This window comes from Streptomyces sp. NPDC127190 (assembly GCF_042672505.1).
In the GTDB taxonomy this organism is placed as follows: domain Bacteria; phylum Actinomycetota; class Actinomycetes; order Streptomycetales; family Streptomycetaceae; genus Streptomyces.
Map to the genome: position 1 here is coordinate 15,970 of NZ_JBHXVE010000019.1, position 12,064 is coordinate 28,033.

Consider the following 12,064-nt stretch of genomic DNA (forward strand, 5'->3'; position numbering starts at 1 on the left):
GGCCCCTAAGGGCTTACAGGCTCTGGCCGTAGGAGAAGAAGCGGGACGGGTCGTACTGCTGCTTCACCTTGGCCAGGCGGGCCGCCGCGTCCCCGTAGTAGGCGCGCCGCCAGTCCTTCAGCGTCGGGTCCGTGTAGTTCTGGTACGCCGCGCCGGACGCGTACGGCGCCATCGCCGCGTGGGCCGAGGTCAGCCAGGACTGGGCCGTGCTGCCGGAGGACGCCGCGCCCCAGCTCGCGATGTACTGCGCCAGCATCCGCGAGCGGCGGTGGACGAACGCCGTGGCCGTCGGGGAGACCCTGTTGACCGCGCCGCCGAGCGCCGTGAACGCGATGCTGCCCCCGCCGCCCCGCACCGAGGCGATCTGCTTCAGCACCGTCTGGATGCCGGCCGCGGACAGCGAGCGGTCGAAGAAGTCGGAGCGGGCCGCGTAGGTCTCGCGGCCGAGCGCGCCCTGCGGGGAGCGGCCCGGGGTGGAGCCCGGGAGGTGGCACTGGGCCGGGGTGGAGAAGGAGGAGCAGCCGGCGTAGACCTCCATGGCCTGCTCGTAGCCGCGGCGGTGCAGGGAGACGGAGGAGGCGTCGGCGCCGGCCAGGTGGGCGAGGCGGTCCACGGCGTTCTGGAGCTCGCCGTAGGTGCCGAGGGAGAAGCAGGAGACGGAGATCGTCGGGGTGTGTCCCGGCGCGCAGGACAGGTGCAGGGCGGACCAGATCTCGTCCGGCTGGCTCGGGCCCCACTCCTGCCAGGCCTTCAGCACGGCGGCGGCCTTGGCCCAGGGCCAGGTGAGGTACGCGGTCACCGCCTGCGGGGCCGGGTGGGTCTTGAACTGGAGCTCGGTGACGACGCCGAAGTTGCCGTTGCCCGCGCCGCGCAGCGCCCAGAAGAGGTCGGAGTGGGTCGACGCGTTCGCGGTGATCTGCGTGCCGTCGGCCGTGATCAGGGTCGCCTGGGTGAGGCTGTCGCAGGTCAGGCCGTAGGCGCGGGAGACGACGCCGTGGCCGCCGCCCAGGACCAGGCCGGAGACGCCGACCGTGGGGCAGGAGCCGGCGGGTATGGTCACGCCCTTGGCGCCCAGTCCGCGGTAGACGTCGATCAGCTTGGAGCCGGCGCCGACCACCGCCTGCCCGCCGCTCACCCGTATCCGGTTCAGCCGGGAGACGTCGAGGATGAGGCGGTTGTCGCCGGAGGAGTAGCCGGCGTAGGAGTGGCCGCCGTTGCGGATCGCCACCCGGATGTGGTGGGCCTTGGCGTACGCCAGGGTCGTCCGGATGTCGTCGGCGTGCGCGACGTAGGCGACCGCGGCCGGCTTCAGGCCGTCGAAGCGGGTGTTGTACAGCTGGTGGGCGGTCTTCCAGGTGGTGTCGCCGGGGCGGACCAGGGTGCCGTCCAGGTCCCGGGCGAGGGCCGCCCAGTTCGCGGCGGCGCTCGCGCTGGTGGTCTTCAGTGACGTACGCGAGACTGTGGACGATGTGTTGAGCGCCGTGGAACCGGCGGCTGGTCCGCCGGTGCCGCACCCGGCGAGGGTGGCTGTCGCCAGCGCGGCCGCGCCGCCGGATATGAACGTCCGCCGTTCCATGCCCATGGTGTCCGTCGCCTTTCCTCGGCTCTCCTGGAACGAGACGACGTCCCGGGCGGCGGGGTTCCCCCGGAGGGGTGAAGAGCATCGAATACGCGTGCGTGTAACCCGCTCGTCGGAACCTCCACGTGCCCTCCCCGTAAGCATTCCGTGACCTCACCGGGCCGATGGCAGGGGTTCACTCCCCGTTCACTTCCGGCCATCGGCGGCTTCACCTGTTCTGCCTAATTTCGGCCGTACCGGATGAGGAGTGCGGCCGTAAGCGCGCTCCCGTCACCTGACTTTGCGCGCCGCCGACAGCGGCGGCTCCTGGAAGGAACTCCCGAAAAGTGAAGCTTCAGCGCAAGAACCGGCTGCGGGCCCTTTCCCTCGGTGCTGTCGCCGTCACCGGCGCCCTGGCCCTGACGGCGTGCGGCTCCGACGACACCGGCAAGAGCGGCTCGACGGGCGGTAACTCGTCCGCCCCCGCCGCCGGCTCCATCAAGTGCGACGGTGCCAAGGGGCAGCTGCTCTCGGACGGCTCTTCCGCGCAGAAGAACGCGATCGACGCCTGGGTCAAGAACTTCTCCCAGGCCTGTGGTGTGCAGATCAACTACAAGGCGGGCGGCTCCGGCGCCGGTGTGACCGCGTTCACCCAGGGCCAGATCCCGTGGGCCGGCTCCGACTCCGCGCTGAAGCCCGAAGAGGTCGCCGCCTCCAAGAAGGTCTGCTCCGGCGGTCAGGGCATCGACCTGCCGATGGTCGGCGGCCCGATCGCGATCGGCTACAACCTGAACGGCGTGGACAACCTGGTCCTCGACGCCCCGACCCTGGCGAAGATCTTCGACGGCAAGATCACCAACTGGAACGACGCGGCGATCGCGAAGCTGAACCCGAAGGCGAAGCTCCCCGACCTGAAGATCCAGGCCTTCCACCGCTCGGACGACTCCGGCACCACGGACAACTTCACCAAGTACCTGAAGGCCGCCACCCCGGAGAACTGGAAGTACTCGGGCGGCAAGACCTGGCAGGCCCAGGGCGGCCAGTCCGCCGCCCAGTCCTCCGGTGTGGCCCAGCAGGTCAAGCAGACCAACGGCGCCATCGGCTACTTCGAGCTGTCCTACGTCGGTGACGGCCTCAAGGCGGTCAGCATCGCCACGGGTGCCGCCCAGCCGGTCGCCCCCACCACCGACAGCGCCACCAAGGCCATCGCGGACGCCAAGGTCGTCGGCACCGGCAAGGACCTGTCGCTGAAGCTCAACTACACCACCAAGGCCGAGGGCGCGTACCCGATCACCCTGGTGACGTACGAGATCGTCTGCGACAAGGGCAACAAGGCCGACACCCTGCCGACCGTGAAGTCCTTCCTCAACTACATGGCTTCCGAGGACGGCCAGAAGATCCTCAGCGGCATCAGCTACGCGCCGATGCCCGACGCGATCATCGGCAAGGTCCGCTCCACCATCGCGGGCCTGAGCTGACCTGATCCGAGAGTGCGGCCCGGTTCCCACGGCCTTTCCGCGGGCCGGGCCGCACCGTCCGGTGCACCGCCGCCAGGAGCCGCCCACCGAACGTGGGCGGCTCCGCAGACCGGAGATCCCGATGGACATATCGACGACGAAGACAACCGACGCACCTCCCCCCATCCCCCAGCCGACCGCGACCGAGAACAAGCTCGCCGCCCGTGGCGCGACCCGCCCCGGTGACCGCATCTTTCTCGGGCTGTCCCGCGGCTCCGGCATCCTGCTGCTGGTGGTCATGGCCGCGATCGCGGTCTTCCTCACCTACCGTGCCTCGCTCGCGATCAGCAAGGACCACGGCAACTTCCTGACCACCTTCGAGTGGAACACCAACACCGTGCCGCCGGTCTTCGGCATCGCGGTGCTGGTCTTCGGCACCGTGGTCTCCTCGGTCATCGCCATGGTCCTGGCCGTGCCGGTCGCGGTCGCCATCGCGCTGTTCCTCACCCACTACGCCCCGCGCCGGCTGAGCGGTGCCATCGCGTACGTCATCGACCTGCTCGCCGCCGTACCGTCCATCGTGTACGGCCTGTGGGGCGCCCTGATCCTCGTCCCGCACATGACCGGGCTGTACGGCTGGCTGAACGACTACCTCGGCTGGACGGGCATCTTCTCCTGGCAGGGCGGCGCGCCGCGCTCGATGCTCACCGTCGGCGTGCTGCTCGCGATCATGATCCTGCCGATCATCACCAACGTCAGCCGCGAGGTCTTCCGGCAGGTCCCGCGGATGCACGAGGAGGCCGCCCTGGCCCTCGGCGCCACCCGCTGGGAGGTGATCCGGATGGCCGTCCTGCCCTTCGGTCGCTCCGGCGTGATCTCCGCTTCCATGCTCGGCCTCGGCCGCGCCCTCGGCGAGACGATGGCCGTGGCCACCGTGCTCTCGCCGACCTTCGACATCCAGAGCAGCCTGCTCGACCCGGGCGGCGGCACCTTCGCCCAGAACATCGCCAGCAAGTTCGGCGAGGCGACGCAGGACGGCCGGGACGCGCTCATCGCCTCCGGTCTGGTGCTGTTCGTCATCACCCTGCTGGTCAACGGCGCGGCCCGCGCGATCATCGCCCGCCGCAAGGAGTACTCGGGGGCCAACGCATGAGCACCGCAGCCGTCACCGACAAGCTGCCCGGCAGCCTGCGCAGCGCCCGTCTGCCGAAGTGGTCGCCGTGGGCGATCGCCGCCGGCTCCGTCGCCGTCGCGGTGGGCATCGGCCTCGCCGCCGGACTGCACAGCAAGGTGGAGTGGGGTCTGATCGCCGCGCTCCTCTTCCTGCTCGGCACGTTCGTCATCGCCACCCGCGTCGAGGGCCGCCGGCAGGCCAAGGACCGGATCGCCACCGCGCTGGTCTGGGTCGCCTTCCTGCTCGCGGTCATCCCGCTGGTCTCGCTGATCTGGACCACCGTCAAGCGCGGTGTGAAGGTCCTCGACTTCTACTTCCTCTCCCACTCCATGGGCGTCGTCGCCGACTCCGAGCCGGGCGGCGGCATCTACCACGCCATCCTCGGCAGCCTGGAGCAGGTGGGTCTCGCCACCCTGATCGGCGCCCCGATCGGTGTGCTCACGGCGATCTACCTGGTGGAGTACGGCCGCGGCAAGCTCGCCCGTGCGGTCACCTTCTTCGTCGACGTGATGACGGGCATCCCGTCGATCGTCGCGGGTCTGTTCATCCTCAGCATCATGCTGATGTTCCAGATGCAGCCGTTCGGCTTCGCCGGCTCGCTGGCCCTGGCCATCCTGATGATGCCGGTCGTGGTCCGCTCCACGGAGGAGATGCTGAAGCTCGTCCCGAACGAGCTGCGTGAGGCGTCCCTGGCGCTCGGTGTGCCGAAGTGGCGCACCATCCTGAAGGTGGTCCTGCCGACCTCCATCGGCGGCATCACCACCGGCATCATGCTGGCCATCGCCCGTATCGCGGGTGAGACGGCGCCGGTGCTGCTGCTGGTGTGGGGCAACTCCTTCATCAACGCCAACCCCTTCTCCGGGGCCCAGCAGGCGCTGCCGCTGTACATCTACCAGCAGTACGCCAACAGCTCCGGCTCCACCGCGGCCTATGACCGCGCCTGGGCGGCGTCGCTCACGCTGATCGCCTTCGTGATGATCCTCAACATGGTGGCCCGCGGCATCGCCCGCTGGAAGGCCCCGAAGACCGGTCGCTGACGCGGCCAGCGACTGACTGGAAGTGAAGTAGTAATGGCCAAGCGAATCGACGTAAGCGGACTGACCGCCTACTACGGCTCCCACAAGGCGATCGAGGACATCTCGATGACCGTCGAGCCGCGTTCGGTAACGGCGTTCATCGGCCCCTCCGGCTGCGGCAAGTCGACGTTCCTGCGCACGCTCAACCGGATGCACGAGGTCACCCCGGGCGGCCGCGTCGAGGGCAAGGTGCTCCTGGACGACGAGGACCTCTACGGCACGGGCGTCGACCCGGTGTCGGTGCGGCGCGAGGTGGGCATGGTCTTCCAGCGCCCGAACCCCTTCCCCACCATGTCGATCTTCGAGAACGTGGCCGCCGGGCTGCGGCTCAACGGCAACTTCAAGAAGTCCGAGCTGAACGACATCGTCGAGAAGTCGCTCAAGGGCGCGAACCTCTGGAACGAGGTCAAGGACCGCCTGAACAAGCCGGGCTCCGGCCTCTCCGGCGGCCAGCAGCAGCGTCTGTGCATCGCCCGCGCGATCGCGGTCGAGCCGAAGGTCCTGCTGATGGACGAGCCCTGCTCCGCCCTGGACCCGATCTCCACCCTCGCCATCGAGGACCTGATCGGCGAGCTGAAGGAGCGCTTCACGATCGTCATCGTGACGCACAACATGCAGCAGGCGGCGCGTGTCTCGGACCGTACGGCGTTCTTCAACCTGGCCGCGGTCGGCCAGCCGGGCCGCCTGATCGAGATCGACGACACCGAGCGCATCTTCTCCAACCCCTCCGTCCAGGCCACGGAGGACTACATCTCCGGCCGCTTCGGCTGAGCCGGACCCCGATACCCCTCGCGGTGCTGCATGGCGGTGCCACCGCGAGGTCGCAAGAGGGCCCGCCCCTGACTCCCGGGGGCGGGCCCCTTGCGTTATGCGCGTTCCCCGCGCTCGCGTCCCCAGGCGGCCAGCGGCTCGAGTGCGTCGTTGAGGCGCATCCCGTCCGCGGTCAGGGAGTACTCGACGCGGGGCGGCACCTCGTCGTAGGAGACGCGGTGTACGACGCCGTCCGCCTCCAGCTCACGCAGATGGGAGGCCAGCACCTTCTCGGTGATCCCCGGAAGCAGCCGGCGCAGCTCGCCGAAGCGGCGGCGGGGGTGCTCGTGCAGCGCCCAGAGGATCAACACCTTCCACTTGCCGCCGATCACCTCCATCGCGGCGTCGATCCCGCAGACGTGTCCGTCCGGTGCGCCCGGCCGGTTCAGCGTCGTCATGCCCCCACCCTTCCGACGTGCTCGCTCACCCCGGGGTAACCACCCACAACCAAGTGCGTACTTGATCACCCCCGGCCCTGTGACGAGCCTAATCGGCATGACACGCAACCCTGTTGAGAAGACTCCCGTCACTGTGCTGGGCCTCGGCGCGATGGGCACCGCGCTGGCCCGCGCCTGGCTCGCCGCCGGCCACCCGCTCACCGTCTGGAACCGCACCCCGGCCCGCGCCACGGCACTCGCCGCCGAGGGCGCACGGGTCGCGGACAACGCCTCTGCGGCGGCCGCAGCGACCACCCTGCTCATCGTCTGTCTCCTGGACGACGCCTCGGTCGACGAGGTGCTGGCCGACACCGACCTGGCCGGCAAGGACGTGGTCAACCTGACCACCAGCACCCCCGCCCAGGCCCGCGCCCGGGCCGCGTGGGCCCGCGAGCGCGGCGCCCGCTACCTGGACGGCGGAATCATGGCCGTCCCTCCGATGATCGGCGTCCCCGAAGCCGGCGGCTACGTCTTCTACAGCGGCTCGCGGGAGCTGTTCGAGCGCCACCAGGAGACCCTGGCCGTCCCCGCCGGCACCACCTACGTCGGCGAGGACGCGGGCTTCGCGGCCCTGCACGACGTGGCCCTGCTCAGCGCCATGTACGGGATGTTCGCCGGCGCCGCACACGCCTTCGCACTGATCCGCAAGGAGAACATCGACCCGGCGTCCCTTGCCCCGCTGCTGGCCGACTGGCTCGCCGCAATGGCCCCGTCGGTCCACCAGACCGCCGCCCATCTGCGCAGCGGCGACTACACCGAGGACGTCGTCTCCAACCTCGCCATGCAGGTAGCCGGCACCCCGACCTTCCTGACCACCGCCGAGGAACAGGGCGTCAGCCCACACCTGCTGATCCCCTACTTCGACCTGATGCGCCGCCGCCTGGCGGAGGGCAGCGGCGAGGAGGATCTGACGGGGGTGATCGACCTGCTGGTGCACTGACCAGCCGGCGTTGTCAGTCCAGGGTGGGCCGTGCTCTTCCGGCCTGCTGCCCACCCACCTCGAACCACAGCAGCTTCCCCGCCCCCCGATCCAACGGGCTGTCACCGAGCGGCCACCCGCCCCACGCGTCGGCGCATTCCTGTACGAGGTGCAGCCCCCGCCCCGCTTCGGCGCCGACCGGTGCAGGCGGAACCCGATCCCGGGGCGGCGCACCGAAAGGGGCGGGTACGCGGGGGTGGCTGTCCCACACGCCCACCCGGATCCGCCCGTCGCTGAGGGCGGTGAGCCGAAGGGAAGCGGGGCCGTCGGTGTGCCGGTAGGAGTTGGTGACCAGCTCGGACGTCAACAGTTCGACAGGGTCGAGAACTTCGTTTCTGCCGTGCTCGTTCAGGATGGCCCGGGCGGTCACCCGTGCGACGCGCACTGCTCGGGGATCGTGAGGCAGGCGAAGGGCGTACACCCAGGTGTCGGGCAGGGATACGGTGCCCATGAAGACCTCCGTCCAGAGAAGGGAACTTGGCTTCGCGCAACTGCTTCGCCCTGCGGTGGCTTGCCTCTGTGGGTGCGCTTCCGGCTGAGGAGCGGGAGGAGTTGGGCGGCTGACGCAGATAACATAGCGAGGGCGCTGGTAGGTATTCCATGGAATCGTAGAAGATCTACCAATTGCCACCCGTGTGAGTGACGTAGAAGGCCCGTGTCGAGGAGAACGCCGCCATGCCGCCCGCCCCTACCGCGACCCTTCGCCAGCAGCGCCTGGGTGCCGAGCTGCGCAAGCTCCGAGAACGTGCCGGACTCACGTCAACGGCGGCTGCCGCGCTCCTCGGCGCTCCGCAAGCCCGGATCAGCAACATCGAGGCCGGGCGCTACGCGGTGAGTGCCGATCGTGTGCGCACACTGGCCCGCAACTACAGCTGCGCCGACGAGGCGTATGTCGACGCGCTCGCCGGCATGACGGGTGCGCGGACGCGGGGGTGGTGGGAGGAGTATCGCGGCAACCTGCCGGCCGGCCTGCTGGACCTCGCCGAACTCGAACACCATGCCGTGACGATGCGGGTGGCTGTCACTGTTCACATGCCTGGCTTGCTCCAGACACCGGAGCACGCCCGCGCCACCATGCGAGAAGCCGTACCGCCGCTTCGCCCGTACGAGATCGAGCATCGCGTCTCCTACCGCGTGAAGCGGCAGATGGTTCTGTTCGAAGACACCCCCACCCGTTACACGGCCATCGTCCACGAGGCCGCGCTGCGCATGGGATTCGGCGGTGCCGAGATTGCCCGTGCTCAGCTTCGCCACCTCCTGGAAATGAGCGACGAGCCCACGATCACCGTGCTCGTGCTGCCGTTCGGACAGACCGGTTTTCCCGCCTCCGGCCAGCCGATCACCTACGCGACCGGGCCGGTTCCACAACTCGACACGGTCGTCCTGGACACGGACCACGGCTGCGAGTTCCTGGACGCGGAGGCACAGTTGCACCGCTATCGGTCGGTACTGGACCGCATGGAGTCGCGTGCTCTGCCCGAACCCGAGTCCCGGGATCTCATCCGCCGTATCGCAAAGGAACTTTGAGGAGCCGCCATGTCCGAGGTCACCTGGCAGAAGTCCACGTACAGCGCGGAAGCCGCCAACTGCGTCGAGATAGCGACCACTCGCGCAGGGCTCCATATCCGAGACTCCAAGAGCCCCGCCATGGCTCACCTCACCATCGCCCCCGTCTCCTGGGCGGACTTCCTCCGGTACCTGGCGGAAGCCGGAGGCGCGGACGCAGTTCGTTGACGGTTTCCAGAAGCGGAAACCGAGGGCTCTTGCCGGGCGTGGGACGGGGTCGGGACGATCAGTGGTGACGACCGGTCCACATGTGGGAGGAGCCTGCGGTGGTGAAGCTGACTCGGCTGGTGGGGGACTGCGATGAAGGCGAGTGTCCGACGCTGTATGCCACCGACCGGGGGACCTTGGTGGTGCAGGGCGCCCTGCTGGCCGACCACGGTCGGGACGTTCCGGCGCACGAGGCCCTCGTGGAGATCCCCGTCGCACTGATCCGAAAGGCTGTCCGTGACCACCTCGTCTAGCCGGACGCTCGGAGAATGGTTCACCGTGTTCGAGCGCGAAGCGTTCCGGCTGGAGACGTTCGACGACTACAGCCAGTCGGGCGGTGTCGAGGCCTACCAGGCCTTCCTGGCAGGGCAGGAGCAGCCGGAGTCGTACAAGACGGCCGCATGGCTGACAACGGTCGGGGAGGCCACCAGGGCGGGTAAGCGTGTGTACCGCGTGCATGTACTGTCCCGCCCGCTCAGCGACTATCTCCGGTTCGAGTTGTCCTGGGGATACCGGCGCAACATGGCCGCCGGTGAGGAGTTCTTCATCCTCGACACCACCGAGCAGGCGAACCCGATCCCTGATGCGCCCGACTTCTGGATGTTCGACGACACCGCTGCGGCAGTGATGGCGTACGACCGCGCAGGGAAGTATCTCGGGAGTGCGTTCGCGGAGGAGGAAGGGCTGGCTGAACTCCGGGCCTACCGCGACACGGCGCTGGCGCACGCCGTTCCGTTCACGGAATGGTGGGCACGGCACGGAGAGTGAACAAGGGCGAGCTGGGTTCCGCTCTGCGGGCGCTGCGGCAGGCATCCGGAAAGGAAGCCAAGACCGTCGCCCGCAGAGCGGCCATGTCCGGTTCCAAGCTGTCCAAGATCGAGAACGGCGGCATCATGCCGAGCGTCGTGGACGTGGAACAGATCCTTACCGCCTTGGGTGTCTCCGAGGACGTCAAGGCCGAGTACATGACGGCCGCTCGGGCAGCGGCGACGGAGGCGACGGCCTGGCGTCTGTACCGGCGGCTCGGATATCACCGGAAGCAGCAGCAGATCCAGGCGATCGAAGCCCGTACGACTCTGCTGCGGCTCTTTCAGCCCGCGCTTGTGCCGGGTCTTCTGCAAACACCGGAATACATCCAGGCCGTCCTCGGTCGTAAAGGTCTCACTGCGGACCAGCTTGCCCGGGCGGTAGGGGCACGGCTCGCGAGGCAGAGCATTCTGTACGGGCCGGGTCGGCGGCTTCGCTTCGTTGTCACTGAGTCGGTACTGCGGTGGAGAATCGTCCCACCACTGATGATGGCCGGACAGCTCGACAGGATCATTTCCGTTTCGCGACTTCCCAGCGTCGATCTGAGGATTGTGCCGCTGTCCGCGCGGCAGACTGATTTCCCCAGCCACTCCTTCTCGATCAAGGATGATCGGATGGTGACGGTGGAGACCGTGCATGCGGAGCTGGCGGTGACCGATCCGCGAGATGTCGCCCTCTACGTCGAGAAATTCGAGCAGTTTGCCCGCGTCGCCATTTCCGGGGATGCCATGCGGAGCTTGGTCGAAGACGTCCGGGATGAGTTCTTGAGGGAACAGGAAACCGACTAGAGCGGTGTCCCTGGCCTGTCGAAGATGGGGCCATGGAGAGCGACGAGTACGGGCTGGTGTTGGTCGGCGAGCCGTCGCCCAGGCCGAGTTGCCCGACGTGCCTGTCCTTGGCCGTCGAGCGGACGAACGCACGCTCCTGCGGAAATCTCAGCGCTGTGACCGACGCCAATGTGCTGCTGCGTCGACACCAGCAGCAGGCGCACTGACGTGACGGATCGGATCACATGGAAGAAGGGGAGGAAACTCTATGACTGTGGCTCCTGACAGGACGGCCGTCGCCTCGCGTCGCGGCCGGGATCTCGTGGCGCCCGAGTTGTTCGAGCGGATGACGGACTTCTGCGCCGAGGAGTACGGGTATGAGCGTTCCCTGGCCGAGCGGATCATGAGCGAGGCGCTGGCGTTCGTGGATGTCATGGGTGTGACCGGCGAGGCGATGTCGCCGTCCAGGGTCGTGGATCCGGGCTGGCACACGTTCATGCTGCATACGGAGGAGTACGCCGAGTTCTGCCTGACCCGGTACGACCGGTTCATCCACCATGCCCCCAAGTCCCGCTACCGGGACCGCGCCACGATGGCGGACGTGGTGTCCAGGATCCGGGCCCACGGCTACGAGGTCGACGAGTCCCTGTGGGGCGCCAAGGCGGAGTGCAACGAGCCGGCCTGCTGCGGCGACGGCCCCTGCTGCTGACACCGGGCGTTGTCAGTGCCCACCGCTAGAGTCCGGCCCTCGGAAATTCCGGACGTCAGGTGGCAAAAAGGGAGTTCTCATGGCGACTGCCGAGGGAGCCAAGGGGTGGGGGAGGGTGACCGTCTTCTCGCTGTTCGGGCCCGTCTTCGGCTACTCCTCCGTCCTTGTGGACGACCGTCAGGTGGCCTATGTGGGGCCACTGACCCCCGGGGTCGGGTGGCGGGTGCTGTGGCGGATGGCGGGGCGGTGCCACGGTGACGGGGTGAGCGAGACCAGGAAGGCCGAGTGGATCGTGTCGCAGGCGTCCCGGGCGTTCATCTGCGGGAGCGGTGTCGTCGTGAAGCTCGCCGACGCCGACTGGGTGATGGAGCCGGGCGGCTGGGTCGTGGAGTTGGGTGGGTCCTGGTGCAACCAGGATGTGCTGGTCACTGGGGATCTCGCGGTGCCGGAGCTGAGTGGCGAGCAGGTCGCGGCGAGGCGTACCTGGTATCCGCAGTATGGGGAGTGATGGCCGGGG

16 protein-coding genes are annotated in these 12,064 nt (G+C 68.6%); 13 read left to right on the forward strand and 3 right to left on the reverse strand.

All coding sequences use genetic code 11. From position 1 onward, the window contains the following. Positions 1-13: 13 nt before the first annotated feature. On the reverse strand, positions 14-1,576 hold the full coding sequence (locus ACFVIU_RS26360; protein WP_385845488.1) for an FAD-binding oxidoreductase: 1,563 nt from the start codon (positions 1,574-1,576) through the stop codon (positions 14-16). A gap of 329 nt (positions 1,577-1,905) precedes the next feature. Between ACFVIU_RS26360 and pstS the strand changes: the two genes are divergently transcribed. The 4 genes from pstS to pstB all read left to right on the forward strand — a co-directional run bounded on the left by pstS (position 1,906) and on the right by pstB (position 6,036). Beyond that, positions 1,906-3,036 (forward strand): phosphate ABC transporter substrate-binding protein PstS, encoded by a 1,131-nt coding sequence (gene pstS, locus ACFVIU_RS26365; RefSeq protein ID WP_385845489.1) that lies wholly within the window; start codon positions 1,906-1,908, stop codon positions 3,034-3,036. Between the two features lie 121 nt (positions 3,037-3,157). Next, complete coding sequence (pstC, locus tag ACFVIU_RS26370; RefSeq protein WP_385845490.1) at positions 3,158-4,168, forward strand: phosphate ABC transporter permease subunit PstC; 1,011 nt, start codon at positions 3,158-3,160, stop codon at positions 4,166-4,168. After that, positions 4,165-5,226 carry a phosphate ABC transporter permease PstA gene (gene pstA, locus ACFVIU_RS26375; protein WP_385845491.1) on the forward strand — a complete coding sequence of 354 codons (1,062 nt, stop codon included), beginning with the start codon at positions 4,165-4,167 and terminating at the stop codon, positions 5,224-5,226. Before pstC ends, pstA begins: the two co-directional genes overlap by 4 nt. Before the next feature lie 33 nt (positions 5,227-5,259). Then, positions 5,260-6,036: a phosphate ABC transporter ATP-binding protein PstB gene (gene pstB, locus ACFVIU_RS26380; RefSeq protein WP_385845493.1), complete on the forward strand. Its 777-nt coding sequence runs from the start codon at positions 5,260-5,262 to the stop codon at positions 6,034-6,036. Between the two features lie 95 nt (positions 6,037-6,131). Here the strand turns inward: pstB and ACFVIU_RS26385 are convergent, their stop codons facing one another. Next, the gene (locus ACFVIU_RS26385; protein ID WP_385845494.1) at positions 6,132-6,473 is read right to left on the reverse strand and encodes a winged helix-turn-helix transcriptional regulator; all 342 of its coding nucleotides are present in this window, start codon (positions 6,471-6,473) and stop codon (positions 6,132-6,134) included. Positions 6,474-6,570: 97 nt separating this feature from the next. Between ACFVIU_RS26385 and ACFVIU_RS26390 the strand changes: the two genes are divergently transcribed. Continuing rightward, the gene (locus ACFVIU_RS26390) at positions 6,571-7,452 is read left to right on the forward strand and encodes an NAD(P)-dependent oxidoreductase (protein ID WP_385845495.1); all 882 of its coding nucleotides are present in this window, start codon (positions 6,571-6,573) and stop codon (positions 7,450-7,452) included. 13 nt (positions 7,453-7,465) lie between these two features. Here the strand turns inward: ACFVIU_RS26390 and ACFVIU_RS26395 are convergent, their stop codons facing one another. Continuing rightward, positions 7,466-7,942 (reverse strand): ATP-binding protein, encoded by a 477-nt coding sequence (locus tag ACFVIU_RS26395; RefSeq protein WP_385845496.1) that lies wholly within the window; start codon positions 7,940-7,942, stop codon positions 7,466-7,468. Positions 7,943-8,166: 224 nt separating this feature from the next. Between ACFVIU_RS26395 and ACFVIU_RS26400 the strand changes: the two genes are divergently transcribed. The 8 genes from ACFVIU_RS26400 to ACFVIU_RS26435 all read left to right on the forward strand — a co-directional run bounded on the left by ACFVIU_RS26400 (position 8,167) and on the right by ACFVIU_RS26435 (position 12,055). Next, the gene (locus ACFVIU_RS26400; RefSeq protein WP_385845497.1) at positions 8,167-9,018 is read left to right on the forward strand and encodes a helix-turn-helix domain-containing protein; all 852 of its coding nucleotides are present in this window, start codon (positions 8,167-8,169) and stop codon (positions 9,016-9,018) included. A 9-nt stretch (positions 9,019-9,027) separates the two neighbouring features. Further along, a complete protein-coding gene (locus ACFVIU_RS26405; protein WP_385845498.1) occupies positions 9,028-9,225 on the forward strand; it encodes a DUF397 domain-containing protein in 198 nt (65 codons plus the stop codon). 101 nt (positions 9,226-9,326) lie between these two features. Further along, positions 9,327-9,518, forward strand: coding sequence for a hypothetical protein (locus ACFVIU_RS26410; RefSeq protein ID WP_385845688.1), 192 nt, complete (start codon positions 9,327-9,329; stop codon positions 9,516-9,518). Positions 9,519-9,543: 25 nt separating this feature from the next. Continuing rightward, entirely contained in the window at positions 9,544-10,032 is a 489-nt protein-coding gene (locus tag ACFVIU_RS26415; RefSeq protein ID WP_385845499.1) for a DUF6879 family protein, read from the forward strand. Then, entirely contained in the window at positions 10,029-10,859 is an 831-nt protein-coding gene (locus ACFVIU_RS26420; RefSeq protein WP_385845500.1) for a helix-turn-helix domain-containing protein, read from the forward strand. Before ACFVIU_RS26415 ends, ACFVIU_RS26420 begins: the two co-directional genes overlap by 4 nt. A 32-nt stretch (positions 10,860-10,891) precedes the next feature. Then, the gene (locus ACFVIU_RS26425; protein ID WP_385845501.1) at positions 10,892-11,065 is read left to right on the forward strand and encodes a hypothetical protein; all 174 of its coding nucleotides are present in this window, start codon (positions 10,892-10,894) and stop codon (positions 11,063-11,065) included. Between the two features lie 41 nt (positions 11,066-11,106). After that, positions 11,107-11,547 (forward strand): hypothetical protein, encoded by a 441-nt coding sequence (locus ACFVIU_RS26430; protein WP_385845502.1) that lies wholly within the window; start codon positions 11,107-11,109, stop codon positions 11,545-11,547. Positions 11,548-11,626: 79 nt separating this feature from the next. Beyond that, the gene (locus tag ACFVIU_RS26435) at positions 11,627-12,055 is read left to right on the forward strand and encodes a hypothetical protein (protein ID WP_385845503.1); all 429 of its coding nucleotides are present in this window, start codon (positions 11,627-11,629) and stop codon (positions 12,053-12,055) included. The last annotated feature ends 9 nt before the right edge of the window (positions 12,056-12,064 follow it).

What these genes read in the sequence shown, in the direction of transcription:
- ACFVIU_RS26430 (WP_385845502.1), top strand. Translation starts at nt 11,107, where the DNA reads ATGACTGTGGCTCCTGACAGGACGGCCGTCGCCTCGCGTCGCGGCCGG.
- pstA (WP_385845491.1), top strand. Translation starts at nt 4,165, where the DNA reads ATGAGCACCGCAGCCGTCACCGACAAGCTGCCCGGCAGCCTGCGCAGC.
- ACFVIU_RS26425 (WP_385845501.1), top strand. Translation starts at nt 10,892, where the DNA reads ATGGAGAGCGACGAGTACGGGCTGGTGTTGGTCGGCGAGCCGTCGCCC.
- ACFVIU_RS26385 (WP_385845494.1), bottom strand. Translation starts at nt 6,473, where the DNA reads ATGACGACGCTGAACCGGCCGGGCGCACCGGACGGACACGTCTGCGGG.
- ACFVIU_RS26435 (WP_385845503.1), top strand. Translation starts at nt 11,627, where the DNA reads ATGGCGACTGCCGAGGGAGCCAAGGGGTGGGGGAGGGTGACCGTCTTC.
- ACFVIU_RS26360 (WP_385845488.1), bottom strand. Translation starts at nt 1,576, where the DNA reads ATGGAACGGCGGACGTTCATATCCGGCGGCGCGGCCGCGCTGGCGACA.
- ACFVIU_RS26400 (WP_385845497.1), top strand. Translation starts at nt 8,167, where the DNA reads ATGCCGCCCGCCCCTACCGCGACCCTTCGCCAGCAGCGCCTGGGTGCC.
- pstB (WP_385845493.1), top strand. Translation starts at nt 5,260, where the DNA reads ATGGCCAAGCGAATCGACGTAAGCGGACTGACCGCCTACTACGGCTCC.
- ACFVIU_RS26405 (WP_385845498.1), top strand. Translation starts at nt 9,028, where the DNA reads ATGTCCGAGGTCACCTGGCAGAAGTCCACGTACAGCGCGGAAGCCGCC.
- ACFVIU_RS26395 (WP_385845496.1), bottom strand. Translation starts at nt 7,942, where the DNA reads ATGGGCACCGTATCCCTGCCCGACACCTGGGTGTACGCCCTTCGCCTG.
- pstC (WP_385845490.1), top strand. Translation starts at nt 3,158, where the DNA reads ATGGACATATCGACGACGAAGACAACCGACGCACCTCCCCCCATCCCC.
- ACFVIU_RS26390 (WP_385845495.1), top strand. Translation starts at nt 6,571, where the DNA reads ATGACACGCAACCCTGTTGAGAAGACTCCCGTCACTGTGCTGGGCCTC.